This is a genomic window from Ruegeria sp. BE9, assembly GCF_056538765.1.
The window spans coordinates 1,296,575-1,318,753 of record NZ_JBQFTS010000001.1; the positions used below are offsets into that span (position 1 = coordinate 1,296,575).

Consider the following 22,179-nt stretch of genomic DNA (forward strand, 5'->3'; position numbering starts at 1 on the left):
GGGGGGCGTCATTTAGCCTACCCTGAAAGGGAAAAACTACGCCCCTCTCCCCTTTCAATTTCCTTCGACGTTGGCTAACCAGTATCGATAAATCGAAAAAACCATCCACCAGCACCTAAACAATTGGTGGACGATCTTCGAGCAGAACCCATGGCAAACTACTCATTTATCGGCTACGCGCCGGACATAATTTCGATATCTGGGGGCACAGCAACTCTGTCCGCCTCTTTCGATCCGAATACGGATCGTCGCGTATTTGACGTGACCGATGATGCTGGTGGGTTCACCGAGGCTGGTCAACCGGATACCGGCACGCGTTTTGATGGCGACCAGTTCCGAAATGAACAGGGCGAAGACACCTCTCAAAATGGGGTCGTAACAAACCTAGATGGATCGGTGACTTTCGAAAGCGGGCCAATCTACCTTGAGCAACAGTACAACCTGACAGCTCCGGACGGCACCACGATCACATTGTACCGAGTGGAAATCGACGGCCCGGGCTTTTTCGGAATTCATGTCGGATACGTTACTTCAGAACCTCTGGTTCCCGGCGTTGTGTACACATCAACCCCTCAAAACGTAACCGGAATAAACGCGCCAGATACCACAGACCCAACGGCCGTTGTCGACGTTCCGTGTTTTACAAAGGGCACGTTTATCCAAACTCCGAAGGGTGAAGTTAAGATCGAAGATCTAAAGGTCGGAGATCTAGTGACTACAGCGGACGGAACAGATCGTTCAATCCAATGGATTGGCAGCAAGACCGTCGAGACCACACCAGACAATGTCCAAAGACTGAACCCGATCAGGATATCCAAGGGCGTATTCGCGCCAAACGTGCCTTCTTCGGCACTGCTAGTTTCGCCAAACCATCGGGTTCTCATTTCACGACCAGAGAATGAGGTTCACTTTGGTGAGTTCTCTGTTCTCGTGCCCGCCAAACACCTCATGTCAATGGACGGGGTTACCCAAGACACCGCCCCTCAGAAAGTGACCTACTATCACTTCCTGCTTCACAAACATGAGATCGTGATTTCCAACGGCGCCGAAACCGAGAGCTTTCACCCCGGAGACGTTGCATTCAACAGCTTGGCCAAAGCCTCGCAAGAAGAAATCCTGTACCTGTTCCCAGAACTCAAGAACCGGGCGGCAAACCCCTACGGCCAAACCGCGGCACGCGTTCTGCGCAAGAACGAGGCCAAGCTCTTGTTCATTAACTAAACCATTCCGTCGCCTAGCGGTTGGGACGAGCTAGTGCGTGCCGCGCGGCACAAAGAATGGATTGATCCAGATCGTTTCGCTTTGCTTACCAGGATCAGCCAGCCTGCGTTCAAGCAACCAAATAACGTGATCAACTGCCTGTCCAATAGGATTGTTCACAGTACTCAGGTTGAACATCGGCCATTCCGCCATTTCGATGTCATCAAACCCGACGACCGAAAGAGTATTCGGAACATCCACCCCAAGTTCGCGCGCTGCGGTCAAAGCCCCAATGGCGCTTGCATCATTTGCACAAACAAGTGCGTCCAACTCGCGCGCTTGCAGCATTTTCTTTGCCGCCTCGTACCCGGACTCTACTGTGAAATCGCCGGTTTCTTCTGCTATCAGCGTTATTCCGGCACGATCCAACGTATCGACAACACCTGATCTGCGATCGGCAGATGACGCGAAACTTGGCATACCCGAAATGTAACCGAACTTAGTGCGGCCAATCTCAAGAAGCTTTTGCGTTGCGATTTGCATACCGTCCGAGTTTTTGCAGCAAACGTTGTCGACCCCGGGTTCATCGACGATACGCCCTGACGAGATCATTGGCACACCGAACTTGCTGCACTGTTTCACCACAGCCCCAGGCATGCTGCCGCCTCGAAGAATCAGCGCATCCAATGGGTATCGCAGCACCTGCTTCATCGCTGATTCGGCCCGGTCATCCCCGCCATCGATCAGAATCGGCCACTTGTTCAGCGCGTTCAATTCACCCACCAAACGGTTCACGAATTCGGAGTCATAGGTGCTGCGCATGTTGCCAACAAATACTGCAACAAGGTGCGACCGACCGCCCTTTAACCCCGCGGCCAAAGCGTTGGGCTGATACCCCATACGTGCCGCCATTTCATGAATTTTTCTTCGTTTACCTGCGTCAAGATAGGCACCCGGAGTAAAGGCTCGGGACACGGACGATCGAGAAACCCCGGCTGCGTCAGCTACGGCTTGCGCGGTCACGCGACGGGGCCTTTCGGCGGGTTTGCTTGCATCGTCAGTCACAATCAAGCTGTCCTCTTTTTTGGTTAATTTTGTCAATATTGCTAGAAATCTTTCATCGAACTGTCATACGGTAACATTATGTGAGCACGTGTGCAGAATCCAGACACGGCTCACAAAGCAGGTCGGAGGACTGCACGTTGAACAACGCTGCAGGAGAGCCTGCGCAACAACCTGGCAAAAAATGCCACCGGTCTCTTTGCTGCAAGGGGCCGGAATCGAACCGGAGGATCGAAATGACCAACATGAAGTTTTGCGCGACTGCCGCGACCATCGCGTTCACCGCGACCGCTGCATTTGCAGAAACCGAAATCACCTGGTGGCACGCGATGGGCGGTCAGTTGGGCGAGACCGTCAACAAAATCGCAGAGGACTTCAACGCCTCGCAGGATGAATACAAGATCACTCCGGTTTACAAGGGCAGCTACGAAGAGACGCTGACCGCCGGTATCGCTGCGTTCCGCGCAGGCGAACAGCCCAATGTCATGCAGGTGTTTGATGCCGGCGCCGCAACCGTAATCGGAGCCAAAGGCGCGACCATCCCGGTTCAGGATCTTCTGGCAAATAATGGCGCTGATTTCGACATCAACGACTATATCGCTGGTGTTCGCTATTTCTATGCCGACAGCGACGGCAAGATGATCGGCATGCCTTTCAATTCGTCGACACCTATTCTGTACTACAACGTCGATGCCTTAGAAGCTGCAGGCGTCACCCCGCCGAAGACCTGGGAAGAGTTCCAGACAACCACCGCGCCGGCACTGAAAGACGCGGGCTATATCGCACTTAGCCAGTCGCACCTGCCCTGGATCTTCACCGAAAACTTCATGTCGCGCCACGATCTGCCGTTTGCGACCAACAACAATGGCTATGACGGTACAGACACCGAGATTTTGGTGAACAACGACGCCATCAAGGCACATTTCACCGCCGTGAACGACTGGAAAGAAAACGGTATGTTCGAATGGTACGGTACCGGTTGGGGCGACAACCAGAAGCCATTCGAAGAAGGCAAAGTGGCCATGTGGCTGGGATCGTCAGGTTCGTTCGGCGGTCTTTTGCAGAAAGACCTAGGGTTCGAATTCAGCGCCGTTGAACTGCCTTATTGGGAAGCCGTTACCGCCGAGCCGACACAGACCTTTATCGGTGGTGCCGCTCTGTTCGCGATGTCGGGCAAGTCGGACGAAGAGAACAAGGCGACAGCCGAGTTCTTCCGTTTCCTAACCGCACCTGAAACCCAGTACTTCTGGCATCAGGAAACCGGCTATGTACCGATCACCGAGGCCGCCTATGAGCTTGCCAAGACCGATGGCCACTATGACCGCTTCCCCGCAGCGGCAGTGGGTGTCAACCAACTGCAGGACAAAGCTGGTGAGAACACCAAAGGTTATCGCATGGGTTTCTACGTCCAAATTCGCGACATCATGAACCGCGAGTACGGCCGTATCCTAACCGGTGAAACCGACGTGGAAACAGCCTTTGAAACCATCGAAGCAGAAGCCAACGAACTGCTGGCCCGCTTCGCAAAGACCCAGGGTTAACCCCCTGATCACTCCTATGGATCGTCGCGTCGTCTTGGCGCGACCATCCCTTCTCTTCTAAACGGACGGGTCATGAAACGCGCGGGCTTCGACAATATCTGGCTACCGGTGGCGCTACTGCTGCCACAATTGATGATTATAGCCATCTTCTTTTACTGGCCTGCGGGTTGGGCACTACAATCTTCGTTCTTTCTGCAAGACCCTTTCGGGTTCGGATCGACCTTTGTCGGGGCGGATAACTATACGTCGCTGGTGGGCAATGATCAGTACAAGCGCATCGCTTGGTTCACGGTGGTGTTTTCTGTTCTCGTGACCTTCTTCTCGCTGGCGATTGCCCTCTTGCTGGCCGTGAAAGCCGACAAAATTATCCGTGGGGCAAAAACTTACCGCACACTACTGATGTGGGTGTATGCCATCGCGCCCCCTGTCGCAGGTTTTCTGGGCATTTTGTTCTTTGACCAAAGCACTGGCCCAATGACCAAGTTCTTTGGGTTCTTCGGCTGGGATTTTAAGTTAGGGGTCGACTACAACGCAACGGCCACTGCCATGATCATCGTGTCGGTCTGGAAACAGATCCCGGTCAACTTCATCTTCTTCCTTTCCGGGTTGCAATCCATTCCGCGTTCCGTGCGCGAGGCCGCAATGATCGATAATCGCTCGGCCACAGGACGGTTCTGGCAGGTCACATTCCCTCTGCTGGCCCCTACCGCTTTCTTCCTTCTGATCATCAACATCACCTATGCGATGTTCGACACTTTCGGTGTGATTGATGCGCTGATGAAAGGTGAACCGGGCAACAATCCCATGACGTTGGTTTACAAAGTCTACTTGGACGGTTTCCGCGGCAATGATCTGGGAGGGTCATCGGCACAATCCGTTGTTCTGATGGTGCTTGTTTTGGTCCTGACCGTGTTTCAATTCCGGCTGGTTGAACGCCGGATTCACTATACTTGAGGGGGGCTGACAATGGCTGATACAACGCTCGAAACACCTGTCACAACCCGCCGCTCTCGCAAAATACGTTGGGAAACTGTTGGCGACCACGTGGTGCTTATCCTTGGGTCGTTGCTGATGATCCTTCCCCCTTTGTTGGCTTTTACAACTGCCAGCCATGACGCGGTGACCATTCACCGCGAGGGGTTGCAGCTTACGATTGGCGATGACCTAGGTAAGAACTTCAACGCCGCCATGTTTGAAAAGGGCGGATTTACACAAACAGTGGACGGCACGCTTATGCTGATGAACTCGTTCATCCTGGGGATCGGTTTTGCTGTCGGTAAGATCATCATCTCCATGATGGCGGCCTATGCGATTGTCTACTTCCGCCTGCGATTTGCTACGTTGGCCTTCTGGATGATCTTCACCACCCTGCTGCTGCCGCTTGAGGTGCGTATTCTGCCGTCTTACGAAGCGATCCAAAAGCTAGGCCTGACCAACACCTATACCGGCCTGATCGTGCCCTTGATCGCGTCAGCCACAGGAACGTTCTTTTTCCGGCAGTTTTTCATGTCGGTTCCCGAAGAATTGGCCGAGGCTGCACGCATCGATGGTGCCAGCCCGTGGAAGTTCTTTATCGACATCTTAATTCCGCTTAGCCGGACGATGATTGCTGCGATCTTCATCATCATGTTCGTCTTCGGCTGGAACCAGTATCTGTGGCCGACACTGATCACCACGGATGAGAGCTTCTTTACGCTGGTCCGCGGCATCAAACAGATCGTCCTGTCCTATACAGACAGTCAGATCCCCGAACACGGTCAAGCCCTGGCGCTGGCTATCGTGGCCATGATCCCGCCTGTGGCGATCGTGGTCTTCTTCCAGAATTGGTTCGTCAAGGGCCTTACAGAATCCGACAAATAAGGAATACGCGCATGGCTCAGGTCAATTTAGAGGGCATCCGCAAGGTTTATCCCAATGGGTTTCAGGCCGTTGAAACCACTAGCTTCAATATTCAGGATGGCGAGTTTGTCGTTCTGGTCGGCCCTTCGGGCTGCGGTAAATCCACGCTGCTGCGGATGATTGCAGGGCTGGAAGACATCACCGAAGGTACGCTTAAAATCGGAGACCGGGTCGTCAATAACGTTGATCCGGCAGATCGTGACATCGCAATGGTGTTCCAGAACTACGCTCTATATCCGCATATGACCGTACGCAAAAACATCGGTTACGGACTAAAGAACCGCGGCATGCCCGCGGCCGAGATTGATGCCAAGGTGCAAGACGCAGCTAAGATGCTGAACCTCACCGAATACCTTGATCGCAAACCGGCGCAACTGTCGGGCGGGCAGCGCCAGCGTGTCGCGATGGGCCGCGCCGTGGTGCGCGACCCGGCATTGTTCCTGTTTGATGAACCCCTTTCGAACCTGGACGCGAAATTGCGCAATCAGATGAGGATCGAAATCAAAGCCCTGCAACGTCGTCTTGGCACCACTGCCGTTTACGTGACCCACGATCAGGTTGAAGCGATGACCATGGCCGACCGGATTATCGTTCTGAACGCTGGCCAGATTGAGCAGATCGGTACACCGAGCGAAATCTACCACAACCCGGCTTCTGTCTTCGTTGCATCCTTTATGGGTGCCCCGCCAATGAACTTGATCGAGGCACAGGTGGATCAGGGTCAGGTTCGGATCAACGGTTATGATGGGATCATGCCGGCCCCACAGGCCGCCAGCGGTCCGGTTACACTCGGTATCCGCCCTGAAGATATTGAACTTGACGCAAATGGCACAGTTCCATTCCGCGTCGATATTTTGGAAGAGCTTGGCGCCCACCGCCTGCTGCATGGCGTACTTGGCGGGCAGTCATTTACAGTCATGGTAGGTAAGGACCACGCGGCACAGGTCGGCGACACACACATTACTTTGAAACCCGACGCCCTACGGTTGTTCGATAAGGAAACGGGAAAAGTCGTTTGATAACCGAAACTGTTGATGTTCTGCCTGCTGTAACTTCGGAACAGCATCAGAAAATATTGGCTGCGCCGCGCACTGCTGAGGCCCATCGCGAGCTGCTGTCCGGTCTTCCGGCCATGAACGCGCTTCAGGTTGGCGGACACAACAGCGCAAAGCGCCTGCCCTCTCAATTCACTGTGGCGGCTTGGAACGTCGAGCGTTGCTTGTTTCCCAAGGAAACTGCGGCGCATTTGAGCCCGATTGGACCGGACGTTGTATTGTTGTCCGAAGTCGATCATGGAATGGCGCGGACCTCCCAGCGTCATACCACAGAAGAGATGGCCGATGCTCTGGGTATGGTCTACGCCTTTGGGGTCGAGTTTCACGAGCTCGATTTGGGCGGCCCCACCGAACGATCGTTTTGCAATGACGACTTCAACGAACGGGGCTGGCACGGAAATGCGATTTTGTCCACGGTCCCGTTTGAGCGCACTGCGTTAATCCGACTAGACGATCACGGACATTGGTTCTCCACGGATGGCGGTGCTGCTGATCCCGGTCAACCTCGGGTCGGCGGAAGGATGGCCATTGCCGCCGTTCTGCCGACGGAAAGCGGGTCAGTCTGCGTGGTTTCCACACATCTGGAAAGCAATGCAGACGCGCAACACCGTCACGCGCAATTCGACCTTTTGCTTGAAGCCATTGATGAATTCGCGCCCAATATTCCGGTTCTAATCGGTGGCGACCTGAACACAGGGAACCACCTGCCGCCGGACTTTGATTGGGAGCGGGAAACTCTGTTCGAATTGGCCAAGAGCCATGGATACTCTTGGGATTTCACGGCGCCCGGCTATACGACCCGACCAAGCCTCATCACCCCCCACCCCGACAGAAAGATGAAGTTGGATTGGCTGGCTGGCAGAGGCTTCGACCTTTGCGATACTGGAGTTTTAAGCTCCGTCTCCGACACGGGTACGCCTCTGTCCGACCACGATTGCGTCTGGAGCACTGTGCAAATTGGCACGCAATAAAGGTTAACTTAGTCGAAACGGCACATTGATTAGATCTGCTTGCACGCAGCTTAATTGATGTGCCGTTCTGTACAAGATTTCTGGAACCTTAAGCACGCGTGTTAGGAGGCAATATTACGCCCCCCTATTGCAGGTCTAAAATGGTTCCCCCTGGTCTGTACTCCCAACCGTTTGGTCCGAAAAGTACGACAATTTCCCCCGACATGCAGAAGCCTATTTCGGTTTTCCGCCATACCCATCCTTTACGTTTGGGGGTGTCACGCCCCGCCCTTGACGCTCTGTCTAACAGGGTGAATGGGATCCCGGATATGGCTGGTCATTCGTCTAAATTTCTTGAACGCTCTGATCAAAATAATTCGATTTACCAAACCTGACATTCCACGATTATTGATCCTGAAGGAATTTTAACGCTTCAGAAATGTTGGAAAATATGAACGATCAAACGCATATTACCCAACGTGGAAGATCACGTCGGGGCCGGTTAACTCGGCACAATGCACCACTGCCGACTCCCGTTTATCAGCATCGCAATATACCCGTTTACGATCTTCTTGATGATACTGCGCTCGCCCGGATTGAGGATCAGGCTGATTGGATCTTAGAAAACGTCGGTGTTGAGTTTCGGGGCGACGAAACCGCGCTTGATCTGTTTGCCGAGGCCGGAGCGCGGATCGACAAAGCTCGTGTCCGTTTCGAACCCGGCCATGTCAGAAAGCTGTGCTCAACTGCACCTGCCGAATTCCAATTACACGGCCGCAATCCTGACCGCACCGTAACTTTGGGGGGCGATCATTTGGTTTTGATGCCGGGATATGGGTCTCCTTTTGTCAGCGATCTAAAGAACGGTCGTCGCTATGCCTTGCTTGAGGACTTTGAAAACTTTGTAAAACTCGCACACCTTTCGACCGCCCTGCACCACACCGGAGGAACCGTAGTTGAGCCAACCGATGTCCCAGTTAACAAACGCCATCTGGACATGGTGCGTGCTCATCTAACCCTATCAGACAAACCCTTTATGGGCGCGGTGACCTCTAACCAAGGGGCGACGGACAGCGTTGATATGGCCCGGATCGTCTTTGGCGCGGAATTCGTGGATGAAAATGCCGTGATACAGGCGAACATCAACGTCAATTCACCGTTGGTATTTGATGAGGTGATGTCCAACTCACTCCGAATTTACGCCCAGGCCGATCAATGCGTCTGCGTTTCACCTGCTGTGTTTGCCGGAGCAATGGGCCCCCTCTCGCCTGCAGCCGTCGCGGCGCAAACTCTGGCCGAAGCCATGGTCGGCATTGCGCTTACACAACTGGTGCGACCGGGCTGCCCGGTGGTAATGGGCAGCTTCCACTCTTCGATGAACTTACGCACAGGTTCCCTGACCTTTGGCTCTCCCGAAGCCAACATGACCTCCATGGCACTTTCACAGCTTGGTCGAAGATTGGGTGTCCCGGTGCGTTCAGGCGGTGGTCAGTTGACGGCGTCAAACACTGCGGACGGGCAAGCCATGCAAGACGCCGCCGGTGCAATGTGGGCCACACTTTTGTCCGGCGCGCACCAAGTGTGGCACGCAGCTGGCTGGCTCGAGGGTGGGCTTGTGATGTCCTATGAGAAGTTCATCCTGGACCTCGATCACTGCAACGCAATGTTGAGGATGCTGCAAGGGTTTGAAACCGATGAAGAGGCCTTTGGCCGCGATGCTTATGCCGAAGCTGGGCCCGGCGATAACTTCCTAACCACCGGCCACACCTTGCGCCATTACACCCACGCAAATTTTGAACCACAGGTGCCCGAAGGCGGTCCGTTTGAAACATGGGATGAGAACGGACGACTAACTGCCGATCAGCGAGCCGCAGGAATGTGGCGGCACATGTTGGCAGAGTACCAGCCGCCAGACATGCCCGAGAACACCCGCCTTGCTCTCGACCACTTCATAGCGGAGCGCAAAGCCGCCATGCCCGACGAATGGTACTAAGATAGGACACTCGCCAATGACCGAAGAACTAAGCCGTACTTCTGCACTTGCTTTCCGTCACGCCGCTCTGGGCTCAGGACTCGAGGACTGGAACGGGATGGGGACAGCGTGGACGTACAACACCAACCCAAATGATGAGCATGACGCGGTACGTGAGCATGCAGGCATGTTCGACATGTCCCCCCTAAAAAAGGTCTTTGTCCGAGGGGTCGATGCGCAGGCCGTGCTGGATCACCTGACAACGCGTGACCTGTCCAAGGTCAGGCCAGGCAAGGCGGCATATCTTTGTGTGTTGACCGAGGCCGGCGGGATTGCCGACGACGCCATCGTTTCAAACAATGGTGGCGATGAGTGGATGATCGTGCACGGCTCTGGCGACACCATGGCGCTGCTTGAAGCTTCGGCTGACGGCAAAGAGGTGCAACTTGAATTCGACGACGACTTGCATGACGTTTCAGTACAAGGACCAGCAGCGCTTGAGGTGTTGAACCCACATTGCGATGTCGATCTGTCAGAACTTGGCTACTTTGAACACTCCCCAGCCAATCTGTTCGGTCATCCCTGTCGGATTTCGCGTACCGGCTACTCCGGCGAGCGCGGTTATGAAATTTTTGCCGACGCATCTGTCGTAACAGATATCTGGGACAAACTGGCCGAAGCTGGGGTCATGCCCTGCTCATTCACCACACTCGACAAAGTGCGGATCGAAGCTGGGCTTTTGTTTTATGGTTACGACATGACCGATCAAAACACGCCTTGGGAGGTTGGTCTAGGCTTTACGGTCAACAGCAACAAAGCCAGCTTCCGAGGCAAGGACGCTCTGTTGCCTGCTAAGGGGCTCGAAAAGGTTCGCAATGCCTGCCTCGAAATTGACCATTCAGACATGGTTGAAGGCGGCGAAGTATTACTGTTGGACGGTGAAGAAATTGGAGTGGTCAACAGCCCTTGCTACTCACATAGGATGGGAAAATCGCTGGCACTGGCGCATATTCACCCGAGCATTGCCATCGGATCAAAATTGACAGTCAAAAGCGACGCACTGGAAACCGGAGCAACTGTGATCCAAAGCCCTATCTACGATCCACAAAAGATAAGGACACATCAGCGATAGCCGATCAGAACCTGAAGTCCGGAGCCCGTCGAACGGGCTCCGGTCTAAAAATGGGTTGTCGCGCAGTCGGGTGACCGTCAGTGGAACACCGTAGCACCTGCATCTGCCGAAACCGTGGTGCCTTTTTCACCGCGCAATGCGGCAGGCACATCCGCAAGAGAGCAGATAATCGCGCGCCCACCAGTTGCACGAACAAAATCCTGCGCGGCCTGAACCTTAGGTCCCATCGAACCCGCAGGAAAATCATATGCGTCCAGTGCGTCCGGTGTGATCGCGCGGATCCCCTTTTGCTCAGCGGTTCCCCAATTCAGAAACACGGCTTCAGCATCCGTGGCGATGACAAAAGAGTCAGCACCGAGGTTCTGGGCCAACAGGCAGGACGCGAAATCCTTGTCGATGACGGCTTCGACACCAATCAATTTCCGATCGGCCTCTTGGTCGTACATCGTCGGAATCCCTCCTCCGCCGGCGGCGATTACCGTTGCGCCTTTTTCCAAAATCCAGCGGATCGGTTCGACCTGAAAGATGCGCTTTGGCTTGGGAGATGGAACGACACGGCGCCAATAGTCACCATCCGGTTTAACCGTCCAGCCCTTATCCGCCGCTTCCTTTTTGGCATCAGTCTCGGAATAGACCTGACCGATAAACTTCGTCGGATTGTCGAAGGCCGGATCATTTGGATCGACCTCAATCATGGTCAGCAAGGTCGCGATATGGTGCTCGAACGGCAGGATATTTCCCAGTTCCTGTTCGATCATATAGCCGATCATGCCCATCGTTTCGCCGACGAGGACGTCTAGCGGATATTCCTCGACGTCGGTGTACATAATCTCTTGCAGGGCCAGCATTCCGACCTGAGGACCATTGCCATGAGTGATGACGGTCTCATGCGCTTCACAAAGAGGTGCAAGGGCTTTGGCGGCAATCTTCGCGTTCTTGCGCTGATTGTCCGCCGTCATTTCCTCGCCCCGTTTCAGAAGCGCGTTGCCGCCGAGGGCTACAACAACGCGTCCCATGGTTCAGGCCCCCAGTGTTGCAACAAGGATCGCTTTGATAGTGTGCATCCGGTTTTCGGCTTGCTCAAAGGCGATGTTCATGTCGCTTTCAAAGACCTCCTCAGTCACCTCCATTTCGGTGATGCCAAACTGTTCATGGATGTCTTTACCAACCTTGGTTTCCAGATTGTGGAAGGCTGGCAGACAATGCATGAACTTGGCGCCCGCATTTCCGGTTTTCTTCATCATGTCCATGTTGACCTGATAGGGGCTGAGCAGCTTGATACGCTCGGCCCAGACTTCTTTGGGTTCACCCATTGAAACCCAAACGTCAGTGTGAATGAAGTCAGCCCCTTCTACGGCCGAGATATCATCTGTGATGGTTACACGCGCCCCGGATTTGGCTGCTCGTTCCATCGCCAATTCACGCACATCATCATGGGGTTGCGTCTCTTTCGGAGAGATCATCCGAACATCGCATCCCATGATCGCACCCAGCATCAGCAGCGAGTTCCCCATGTTCGAACGGCAATCGCCCGAGTAGGCATAGACGATATCCCGACGCGGTTTGTCGGCATGTTCGATCATTGTCAGCATGTCGGCCAGCATCTGGGTCGGATGCCAGTCATCGGTCAAGCCGTTATACACAGGCACTCCAGCGTAATCCGACAGCGTCTCGACCATGTCCTGCCCCGCGCCGCGGAATTCAATTCCGTCGAACATACGCCCCAACACGCGGGCGGTGTCTTTCATGGACTCCTTGTGGCCGATCTGCGACCCCGACGGATCAAGATAGGTGATATTAGCGCCCTGATCATAGGCCGCGACTTCGAACGCGCAGCGGGTCCGGGTCGAGGTTTTCTCGAAGATCAGGCAGATGTTCTTGCCCTTCAAAGATTGCTGTTCCGCGCGTGCATATTTGGCGCGTTTCAGATCGCGGGCCAGATCCAGCAGGTAGAGCATTTCACGCTGGCTGAAGTCGGCAATTTTCAGATAGCTGCGGCCTTTGAGATTGAATGCCATTTTTGTTTCTCCCTAACAAAAAGTCTTGGGGCGCAGGGGGCTGCACCTTTGGTAAATTCAATATGCGGGGTCTCGGTCGATTGGGCAGGTCATGCAGTGTCCGCCACCGCGGCCACGTCCCAATTCTTGGCCCGAAATTTCTATCACCTCGATCCCAGCGGCGCGCATCTTGCCGTTGGTAAAGGTGTTGCGGGCATACCCAACGACAACACCTGGCGACAGCGCCACGACGTTGTTGCCGTCATCCCATTGCTCACGCTCGGCTTGGAACTCATTACCGCCGGTCGAGATGACCTGTAGCGAGTTAAGCCCAAGGGCCTCTTTATAGACGTCGAACAGGTGACCTTTTTCGACGCGAATATCCAAATCCCCACGATCGCCAGGACGTATCGAAATGCAGGTAATTTGATCCGCGACCTCTTTGAACGCCGTCACCTTGTCATGGTCAAGGCACGTAAAGACCGTATCCAGATGCATCGCCGCACGGCTTTTGGGCATCGCACAGGCCACCACACGCTCAGCCCCGCCTTTGCGGAACAAGGCTTCGGCAACTTGCGCCACGGCTTGCCGCGTTGTGCGCTCGCCCATGCCGATGAAAACAGTGCCATTGCCGACGGGTTGCACATCGCCGCCTTCAACCGAGGCGAGTCCGAAATCCCCGTCACTGTCGCCCCACCAGAACTCGAACTCGGCATCCTTGAACATCTTGTGGTATCGGTACACGGTCCGCATGATCAGGGTTTCCGGCTTGCGGGCAGGCCAATACATCGGGTTGGTCGTGACACCGTTGAAAATCCAGCAGGACGGATCGCGCTGGAACTGCGCGTTTGGAATGGCCGGCAGAATGAAGTCCCCCAGCGTGACCAGATCGCCGAACTGTTCGTCGATCATGCCTTTGGGCAGGTCCGCGAAGATGATCCCGCCCAGCATGTGCCGGGCCAGCAGCTTGGCGTCCATTTCATCAAGCCACGCGCGCATCTCGACCGAGAACCCAAGCCCTACCATGTTAGGCGTGATCAGACGATCCAACAGGAAAGCACGCGCCGCCGGGTCAGTGGCAATCGCGTCGGCCAACATGTCTTGAATGTCATACACCTCGACCCCGCGCTCGCGCATGAGTGAGCAGAATTCGGCATGGTCCTTACGGGCTTGTTCCACCCAGATCACGTCATCGAACAAAAGCTCCTCGCAATTGCGCGGTGTCAGACGGTCATGCGCCAGTGACGGGCGCGAGACGATCACCTTGTTGAGCTTTCCAATCTCGGAATGAACGCCGAGCTTCATGGCAACTCTCCTTTCGAGGTATCAGTTTTTTGAAATTCTTCTGCTTCCTTTGCCTGGTTCCAACGAACCCAAACATGGATTGGTACACCGGCCAACAACAACACGGTGCCGATCAATACGGTTTCGGCCCCTGAACCGATGAAGGCCCAGACGGAATAGATGAAGCCAAGCGCACCCAATACGACCACTTTGACCAATTCGGGCCCGCGCAGCAGCTCGCCGCCTTTAAGGCGGATCATGATCTCGGCAACGGAACAGATGGCATAGGGAAGAAGGCTTGCCACCACAGCAAGCAAGATGACGAAATTGAATGCAGCGACAAGGCCTTGGGCATAGTTCAAAATAATCAGAACCGAAGCGAGCACATTCGACAGGATCAGCGCATTCGCTGGCGTCCCGAACTTTGATCTCTGCGCGAAAGCCGCAGGAAAAACCCGATCCAGTGCTGCGCCGTAAGGGACTTGGCCGCTGAGCAATGTGAAACCGTTGAGGGTTCCGAACGTTGAGACGACGGCTCCGCAAGCAATCAGAATTGCTCCGAATGGGCCGAACATGACCTCTGCGACCGCAGCTAACGGGGCAGCAGATTCCGCAAGGATCTGCGGAGGGAGAACCCCCATAGAAACAGCGGTGACAGAGATATAGACCGCCGCCGCGATAATTACGCCGATCACAGTGGCCTTTGGGATGGTCTTTTCAGGCTCAATCACATCACCCGAGGGCACGGTTGCAGATTCCAGCCCCAAATAGGCCCAGAGCGTCAAAGCCGCCGCTGCCGAGATTGCCGAAAACGCCGTTGTGCCACTGTGATTGATCGGAGTGTAGTTGGCAGGCTCGATCCAGAAAACGCCAAGAATGCCGATCAAAAGCAGCGGCGCGAGCTTCAGGACCGTGGTCACGACTTGCACCGCTCCGGCGCCTTCGACGCCGCGAATATTGACGAGTGTAAGCGACCAGATCGCAACCAGCGCGGTTGCGAGCCCGTACATGGGGACTTCTATGATGATAGGGAACAGGAAGCCCAGATAGCCAACAAGCGCGACTGCCACAGCCGCGTTTCCGGTCCAAAGGGCGATCCAATAACCCCAGGCAATAATGAACCCGGCGAAATCCCCAAAGGCTTCCTGCGAATACGCGTAAGGCCCTCCTGGTTTTGAGACGACGCGTGACAACCGCCCGAAAATGATGGCCAGCACAAGCGCACCTGCCGATGTCAGGACCCACCCACCGATTGCAATCGGTCCTAGCGGCGCGAGCGATGCGGGCAGCAAAAATACTCCGGACCCGATCATGTTCCCAACGACCAGAGCGATACATGCGGTCAAGCCGAGCGCTCCCGAAGTGGTCTTTGCTGAGGATTGATCGGTCATGGCGAAACCTCAGTTCGCTACGGTGTCCGAAGTCTCAGTCGCGGGTCCATCTATCCCCGGGTCTACCATCGCGCCAACCGTGAGCGCCGCGCAAATGATGACAGCCAGAATAAGTAGCAACGGAAATACGAAGCGTAGCCATCTGTCATAGGATACTCGCCCGATAGCTAGGCCGCCCATGACCACAGCAAAGGTCGGGTTGAAGAGGTTCACCCATCCGTTTGCCGATTGATAAGCTGTCACAACCAGATCACGCCCGACGCCTGCAAAATCTGCCAAAGGAGCCATGATTGGCATCGACAGTGTCGCCAAGCCTGAGGACGAAGGCACCAGAAATGACATAAGGATCTGAATGCCAAACATGGCGTTGATAAAGGCGAATTCACTAAGCCCCGAGACAAAGCCCTCGGCGCTGGCAAGGATCGTGTCTGTGATCTTGCCCGCATCCATGATGACCACGACGCCTCGGGCCACACCGATGATCAGCGCGACGGCCAGCAGGTCACGGGCACCGTCGACGAACGTGTCAACAAAGGTCGCCTCATCCATCCGGGAACCTTCGTCCAACTTGCCGACCCACCAGACGATGATCGACATGACCAGAAACAGCCCCGACATTTCGGCCATCCACCAGCCCAATGCGACCACACCGTAAATCATAATTGCAAAGGTCAGCCCAAAGAGCGTCAGGATGATCGACCGGACTCGGGTCATTTCAGGGAATGCGTCATCACTTTCAGAGCCTTTGAGGAAGTGCGTTCTGTTTTCCTCTGCCTGATCAGCAACCACCGAAAGCGACGGATCCGCTTTGACACGTGACGCATACCGCATGACGAACGCGATACCCGCTGCCAGGCACAAGGCGAGGATGACAAATCTAAGAACGATCCCATTCGTAAATGGGATCCCTGCCCCTTGCGAAGCAACAACGGTTGCAAAAGCGTTAAAAGTCGAACCAAGCGTGCCAATGCCCGCGCCTAGCATGATCACGGCAACTCCAGTCAAAGAGTCGTATCCAGCCCGTATGAATACAGGAATGATCAGTGCGTAGAACGCGAGTGACTCTTCGGCCATGCCGTAACTTGTTCCACCAAAGGCAAAAGCGGTCATAAGGATCGGGATCATCAGGATTTCCCGCCCCGCCAGCCGATGCAGCAACCACCCGATACCGGCATCGATTGCACCGGTCTTTGTTACAACCATAAGGAAACCGCCAATAACCAGAACAAACAGCGCAACATCGATGGCAGCGCTGGATGAACTGCCCAGAAGACCCGGGTCATACATCCCAGCAATGGGGGCCAGAATAACTGATGTGATACCCTGAGGGTTCGGCTCAACCTCATGATAAGTGCCGGGAACTGGCGCCTCACTACCGAGGGCTTCGTTCATCTGACGCTCATATTCACCGGCGGGGATAACCCAAGTCAGTAGTGCAACAACGGCGATCAGGATAAATAGAATAGTAAAGGCGGTGGGGAATTTGAATTTGGACATTGGAAACTCTTGCTAGGTGGAGTTATGTGGTCACTTTTTCAAACATTCGAATTTTATAGTCTCACGTTAACACTAAGAAGACATTTTTTAAGTTGGGTCAACTGTTTGAAGAAAAGCAAACCCCAAAGCCGAACCAACCCTAGGTAGATCAAAATGGTTGGCTGGCAGACCAAAAGACAGCATGTAAAAAGGCGCGTGTCGGGCATTTCTGAACTCTGCTATCTAGGCAGGAAAGGTACACTATTGCGGCCGCTAATTACAGGTGTCGGTATAACCTCTATTGACGTTTGCCAATCTACCTGCCCAACTTCTGCCCCAATGTCTCCTTACCCTGACTTCGGTATACAGAGGGCGCGAGTATCGTGACTGCGCAAGATAAGAAGCAAAAAGCCGAACTTCCGACGCACGGTGGGGAGACCGCCTCCTCATGTCTGCTTATCACCCTCGTTGTGCCTGTACTGAACGAGCAGGACTCGATCGTGCCCTTTCTGGAAAGAGTCGATCAGGTTTTTAAAAAGCTCGAACCTGCTTATCGTTACGACGTAGTTTTCGTGAATGACGGCAGTCAGGACGCGACAGAATTCGCAATCCGCAGCCGAATGCAATCACACTCGAACATCAGCCTTGTGAACCTGTCCCGTAACTTTGGCAAAGAAGCCGCTTTGTCTGCCGGGCTGGACTACGTGCAAGGAGATGCTTGCATCCCAATGGATGTCGACCTGCAGGATCCGCCCGAACTTATTCCGGAAATGATTGCGCAGTGGCAGCGCGGTGCGAAGGTAGTCAACGCAAGACGGACGTGCCGTAAGAGCGATGGCTGGATCAAGCGCACGACCGCAAACGGGTTCTATCGCGTATTCAACGCCCTCGCCGATCATCAGATTCCAACCAACGTTGGGGATTACCGTCTATTGGACCGTCAGGTTGTAGATGTCCTTCGCGAAATGGGCGAACGCGTACGCTTCAACAAAGCGCTTTTTAGCTGGGTGGGCTTTGAAACAGCAGAAGTAACCTTTGAGAGACCGGAACGCGACACAGGCGTTACCAGTTGGCCTAAGTTGCGACTGTGGAATTTTGCACTGGACGGTATCTTTTCTTCTACGACGAAACCTCTGCGCTTTTGGACCTACACAGGGGCGGCGATCGCTGGGTTGTCGTTTATCTATGCTGCGGTCATCTTTTTCCGCACCCTCGTCTTGGGTGTCGACGTAGCCGGTTATGCATCGACCTTGATCCTGATCCTCGCGTTTGGAGGCCTCAACCTCTTTGCGATTGGGATCTTGGGTGAATACATCGGTCGCATCTATTCCGAAGTACGCCAACGTCCGCTTTACGTCTTACGTTCTGTTCACAAAGCTTCGGACAAAGACTAATAAAGCGCACAATCCTCAGATTGTTCACCCCTTACCCCAGAGGACCGTACAGTGCGAGGCTCTCGCTTTCGATTGGCCGGGGTAAATCGGAACACTCGGGAAGAACCTCGTCGGGCGCACGCAGGCGCACGTAATAGTCAGCACCCGTATCAACCAAAATCTCTCGCATCCGATCGCAGGTGCTAACCTGCCACTGCGCATCATCGCGCAGTATCGCGCCCCTCCATCCGATTGCATCAGGATCAGCATCGTTGGGCTTGGTCACCTGATCGATCCTAAGACGGGTCAGCGCAGCCTGGTCGGGTTGAGCGACCGAGAAGAGCTTGAAATCCACGTAAGTACTGCGATGCGTGAAATGCCTAAAACCTACGAGGCTTATTGGGGCGACAAACAGGGCGTCCCGATCGGTTTCGGCGCGAACTTTCGCATAGAACTTCTGGTTCTCAATCGGGACACTCTCAGGGTTCTCTTCCGGGGGGAAGACAAAAGCCAGCGCGACCAAGGCGCCAGCTGCAGCCATCGGCACACCCCAGCGGTACTGTTCAAGGACGAACAAGATGGCAGCGCAAGCGATGAGGATCATCCCCTCCGGCGTACCATTGAGGTAGAGGATCGCACAGCCAAGCATGACTGCTGAAACTCGCGCCACCATCGAAGCGCTAAATGTGGCCGCCACCAGACTGGCCGGTCCCAAAACAAAAAGCAGTGATGAAGAGCGATTGGCATCAAGAATAAAGAACGGCAAAAACTCAGCCATGCGCCCCTTATAGACCACGACGGTAACCAGCAAGAGTAGGGAAAACGCAAGCATCATGCCTGAAACAAACCGCGCCTTTTCGTCTGAGCGCAGCGCAAACAGAGCCGCACCAACCCAGCCGCACAGCAAATACAACGAGCAAATGACGATTGCAGGCCAAGGGGGGTCGTAGTGTGCAGGGGCACGGAATCGATAGGCATCTTCAACAGGGTTAGGCATCGCAGCCCCTGCCCCACCGTCAGTCAATGCCCCCGATACAAGCCACGCGGCTGGCAAGGCAACGATGATCGCCGCCAGCGCCATTTTCGGCACCTCACGCGGAGACATAAACAACGCCCCCATCCCAACGACCATCGCACCATGAAGCGCCGTCATAGGTTGACCGTAAGCGGCAATCCCCAATGCGATGCCTGCCAACCATCCCCTTCGATGCAAAGCCGCTGCTGCCGCCGCCAGAATGGCCGCCAGTGCGATGTTATGGTGGTGAAAGAAAGGCGATATGACGCCACCATAGTCTCCTCGCCCCATTCCATCTATCTGAGTTGCTACTCCCAGCCCCAACACAAGTGGCAGAGCAGCAAGAGGTGCCCCCAATCCACGCAAGATGAGCCAAAGGAAAACCGTGCAGGCGATGGCCAGCGACCAAACCGCCCACCGAAAAACGGGCTCTACACCGGGGCCCGACTCGCCAAGAAGATAAACCCACTCATAAGCCCGCGCATGATTGGCAAACAACCTGAGTTGATCATCAGCCGCAAAGAGCGTCGGATCCGCGCGATAGCTGGCCAATGGCGCATAGGCAAAATCATCCCCTTGGGGAAACGCCCAATACCCGACCGCAACATGAGCAAGCAAACCAAAAGCCGCTACGAGTAATACGACCGAAAGGTCAAACTGTGATCGCTGCAAGAGGGCTCTCCATCGGTGCAATAGCGTCGAACCAGGTGCGATGGCGTCGCACAAGGTCTGATAACAATGGATACTTGCGGTAACAACTTATTGCACGAAGCGCCCGAACCGGAACGTTTGGATCGCGGCATAATCGCCACTGCGGCCAAAGTGATCGGACACGCGGTTGAATTTATCCCGTCGACGGTGTCCGTTTAAGGGTTAAATACAACATTTTGTTTCAACGTCATAATTTTTGATTAGACTGTGACATCGATAGGCAATTTGGAGCCAGCCCGTAAGGCGATTACAAGCATCCCTTGTACAGGGTTTCAATCTGCCTGCCCCAGCATTCCACGCGTAGTTTGCATTGCAGAGTCGAACGGCTCCTGACCGCGTGAAATCTTGGCCATTACACTTGCCCCGACCCACAGCTCGTATAGCGAAGCCGCGACGCTTTGCTCACCATTCCGCAGGTTAACCGAACCTTCTTCGACACCGGATCGAAGCAATTCGGCAAGGCGCGCTACAATTCCATTTGTCCCAGCCTGCAGCGCCAGGCGCATCGGTTCAGAGAAGTCAGAAACCTCTGCCCCAAGCTTCACCACAAGACATCGGCCCTGGCACTGGTTAGTCACTTGAGTTTCCTGCCATTCCGAGAAGTACAAGATCAGCTTTTCGTCGGCCTTCAAACCGGTGCGGGCAAAGATCTGGTCCATCTCGGCGTGATAAGTTTCAAAATAAGACTCAAGCAGCACCGCACCAAAGTCATCCTTGGAGCTGAAGTAGTGGTAGAATGACCCCTTTGGCACCCCCGCGACTTTGAGAATCTCTGCCAAACCAACAGCGCTGAACCCCTTTTGACTGAGCAGTTCGCGACCTGCGGCGAGAATGCTCGAACGCGCGCCCATCTCTTGTGTTCCGTCCATAGTGTCGTGACCTTGCCATTGATTGTAGGCGGTCAGTCTACTTTTTCGCTCAACCTTGAGCAATACGGAACTTAATCGCAAAAGATGAACCATTTTATCGAATACTATTCGTGCAGAACCTCCTTCAGTTTTTCTTTCAACTCCACTAGACGACTGGTCTATTATTTCCTACTTACACTAAACGCACCGACCCGATTCCGCAGCGGCGCCCTAACCGCACGTAAAAAACTCCTAATAGAAAGCTGACATATGAAAATTCTAATGGTTCTTACCTCTCACGAAGACCTTGGAAACACTGGTTTGAAGACAGGCTTTTGGCTCGAAGAGCTGGCCGCACCCTATTTTGTATTTAAGGACGCTGGCGCCGACATTACGCTGGCATCGCCTGCTGGCGGTCAGCCACCGCTTGACCCCAAGAGCGCAGAGGAAGGGTTCCAGACGGACGCGACCCACCGCTTCGAAGCGGACGAGCATGCTCGTTCGCAGCTGGCCAACACGGCAAAGCTGAGCGATCTGTCCGAGAGCGATTTCGACGCAGTCTTCTACCCGGGTGGACATGGCCCCCTGTGGGATCTTGCGGAAAACGAACACTCCATCGCGCTTATCGAAGCCTTCGCCGCAGCAGAAAAACCGGCTGCGTTAGTCTGCCACGCACCGGGCGTTTTGCGCCACGTCAAACATACGGATGGCAAACCTCTCGTCGAGGGCAAAACGGTGACCGGCTTCACCAATTCAGAAGAAGCTGCGGTCGAGCTGACCGAGATCGTCCCCTTCTTGGTTGAGGACATGTTGAAGGACAATGGTGCGAGCTTCAGCGCTGGCGAGGATTGGAGCGCACATGTGGTTCAGGACGGTACCCTGATCACCGGTCAAAACCCAGCTTCATCTGAGCAAACAGCCAAGCAATTGCTGCGCGCTCTGGCAAACTAATTCGGTTCGGGCGGTTTTCGCCGCCCGACCACCAACATTTCGTTTTGCTTGGGCGCCTAATCCCGCCCTCCGCCCCATCTAGCTCTTTTCCGCTTGTCTTCTGGCGAGACCTGCTTGCCTGATATTTCCTCGTGACCGGTGTGAATAAATTCCCGGCCTTTGAGATGCACTTCGACCCAATGCAACATCACGGCGCTCCAAAGCCTGCGCCGAGCTTGAATGGCGTAACCGGAGCAAATAATAACTCGGCTTCTTTCTCAGCTCTAATTGCAATGGAAGATCCCTATTGGCGCCACCACGTGGTTCAGTTGCTACAAAAGTG

The 22,179-nt window shown here is 54.5% G+C and carries 18 protein-coding genes; 10 read left to right on the forward strand and 8 right to left on the reverse strand.

Annotated elements, in window-relative coordinates; all coding sequences use genetic code 11:
• Positions 1-150: 150 nt before the first annotated feature.
• A complete protein-coding gene (locus ACR0EO_RS06335; protein WP_480688072.1) occupies positions 151-1,221 on the forward strand; it encodes a Hint domain-containing protein in 1,071 nt (356 codons plus the stop codon).
• Between the two features lie 30 nt (positions 1,222-1,251).
• On the opposite strand, the gene ACR0EO_RS06340 is transcribed toward ACR0EO_RS06335, so the two are convergent.
• Positions 1,252-2,265, reverse strand: a complete 1,014-nt coding sequence (locus ACR0EO_RS06340; RefSeq protein ID WP_480688074.1) for a LacI family DNA-binding transcriptional regulator — start codon at positions 2,263-2,265, stop codon at positions 1,252-1,254.
• Positions 2,266-2,498: 233 nt separating this feature from the next.
• On the opposite strand from ACR0EO_RS06340, the gene ACR0EO_RS06345 reads away from it, so the two are divergent.
• The 7 genes from ACR0EO_RS06345 to ACR0EO_RS06375 all read left to right on the forward strand — a co-directional run bounded on the left by ACR0EO_RS06345 (position 2,499) and on the right by ACR0EO_RS06375 (position 10,811).
• Entirely contained in the window at positions 2,499-3,803 is a 1,305-nt protein-coding gene (locus ACR0EO_RS06345; protein WP_480688076.1) for an extracellular solute-binding protein, read from the forward strand.
• 72 nt (positions 3,804-3,875) lie between these two features.
• Entirely contained in the window at positions 3,876-4,757 is an 882-nt protein-coding gene (locus ACR0EO_RS06350; protein WP_480688078.1) for an ABC transporter permease subunit, read from the forward strand.
• Between the two features lie 12 nt (positions 4,758-4,769).
• Entirely contained in the window at positions 4,770-5,663 is an 894-nt protein-coding gene (gene ugpE, locus ACR0EO_RS06355; RefSeq protein ID WP_480688080.1) for a sn-glycerol-3-phosphate ABC transporter permease UgpE, read from the forward strand.
• 11 nt (positions 5,664-5,674) lie between these two features.
• Positions 5,675-6,721 carry an ABC transporter ATP-binding protein gene (locus ACR0EO_RS06360; protein ID WP_480688082.1) on the forward strand — a complete coding sequence of 349 codons (1,047 nt, stop codon included), beginning with the start codon at positions 5,675-5,677 and terminating at the stop codon, positions 6,719-6,721.
• On the forward strand, positions 6,718-7,728 hold the full coding sequence (locus ACR0EO_RS06365; RefSeq protein WP_480688084.1) for an endonuclease/exonuclease/phosphatase family protein: 1,011 nt from the start codon (positions 6,718-6,720) through the stop codon (positions 7,726-7,728). Before ACR0EO_RS06360 ends, ACR0EO_RS06365 begins: the two co-directional genes overlap by 4 nt.
• A gap of 430 nt (positions 7,729-8,158) precedes the next feature.
• A complete protein-coding gene (locus ACR0EO_RS06370) occupies positions 8,159-9,700 on the forward strand; it encodes a trimethylamine methyltransferase family protein (RefSeq protein WP_480688086.1) in 1,542 nt (513 codons plus the stop codon).
• A 16-nt stretch (positions 9,701-9,716) separates the two neighbouring features.
• A complete protein-coding gene (locus ACR0EO_RS06375; protein ID WP_480688088.1) occupies positions 9,717-10,811 on the forward strand; it encodes an aminomethyl transferase family protein in 1,095 nt (364 codons plus the stop codon).
• Between the two features lie 77 nt (positions 10,812-10,888).
• Here ACR0EO_RS06375 and arcC read toward each other — a convergent pair whose 3' ends face one another.
• From arcC to ACR0EO_RS06400, 5 genes are read right to left on the reverse strand one after another with little or no spacing between them, the layout of a single operon-like run.
• Positions 10,889-11,827 (reverse strand): carbamate kinase, encoded by a 939-nt coding sequence (gene arcC / locus ACR0EO_RS06380; protein ID WP_480688090.1) that lies wholly within the window; start codon positions 11,825-11,827, stop codon positions 10,889-10,891.
• A 3-nt stretch (positions 11,828-11,830) separates the two neighbouring features.
• Entirely contained in the window at positions 11,831-12,829 is a 999-nt protein-coding gene (gene argF, locus ACR0EO_RS06385) for an ornithine carbamoyltransferase (RefSeq protein WP_480688092.1), read from the reverse strand.
• A 57-nt stretch (positions 12,830-12,886) separates the two neighbouring features.
• Positions 12,887-14,113 carry an arginine deiminase gene (locus ACR0EO_RS06390; RefSeq protein ID WP_480688094.1) on the reverse strand — a complete coding sequence of 409 codons (1,227 nt, stop codon included), beginning with the start codon at positions 14,111-14,113 and terminating at the stop codon, positions 12,887-12,889.
• Entirely contained in the window at positions 14,110-15,483 is a 1,374-nt protein-coding gene (locus ACR0EO_RS06395; RefSeq protein ID WP_480688095.1) for an amino acid permease, read from the reverse strand. The genes ACR0EO_RS06390 and ACR0EO_RS06395 overlap by 4 nt, the downstream gene beginning before the upstream one ends.
• 9 nt (positions 15,484-15,492) lie before the next feature.
• Positions 15,493-16,980 (reverse strand): YfcC family protein, encoded by a 1,488-nt coding sequence (locus ACR0EO_RS06400; RefSeq protein ID WP_480688097.1) that lies wholly within the window; start codon positions 16,978-16,980, stop codon positions 15,493-15,495.
• A 362-nt stretch (positions 16,981-17,342) separates the two neighbouring features.
• Between ACR0EO_RS06400 and ACR0EO_RS06405 the strand changes: the two genes are divergently transcribed.
• Positions 17,343-18,353: a glycosyltransferase family 2 protein gene (locus ACR0EO_RS06405; protein WP_480688099.1), complete on the forward strand. Its 1,011-nt coding sequence runs from the start codon at positions 17,343-17,345 to the stop codon at positions 18,351-18,353.
• 31 nt (positions 18,354-18,384) lie between these two features.
• Here the strand turns inward: ACR0EO_RS06405 and ACR0EO_RS06410 are convergent, their stop codons facing one another.
• On the reverse strand, positions 18,385-20,019 hold the full coding sequence (locus tag ACR0EO_RS06410; RefSeq protein WP_480688101.1) for a DUF6798 domain-containing protein: 1,635 nt from the start codon (positions 20,017-20,019) through the stop codon (positions 18,385-18,387).
• 311 nt (positions 20,020-20,330) lie between these two features.
• A complete protein-coding gene (locus tag ACR0EO_RS06415; RefSeq protein WP_480688104.1) occupies positions 20,331-20,927 on the reverse strand; it encodes a TetR/AcrR family transcriptional regulator in 597 nt (198 codons plus the stop codon).
• A 249-nt stretch (positions 20,928-21,176) separates the two neighbouring features.
• Between ACR0EO_RS06415 and ACR0EO_RS06420 the strand changes: the two genes are divergently transcribed.
• Positions 21,177-21,857, forward strand: a complete 681-nt coding sequence (locus ACR0EO_RS06420) for a type 1 glutamine amidotransferase domain-containing protein (RefSeq protein WP_480688106.1) — start codon at positions 21,177-21,179, stop codon at positions 21,855-21,857.
• Positions 21,858-22,179: the final 322 nt, after the last annotated feature.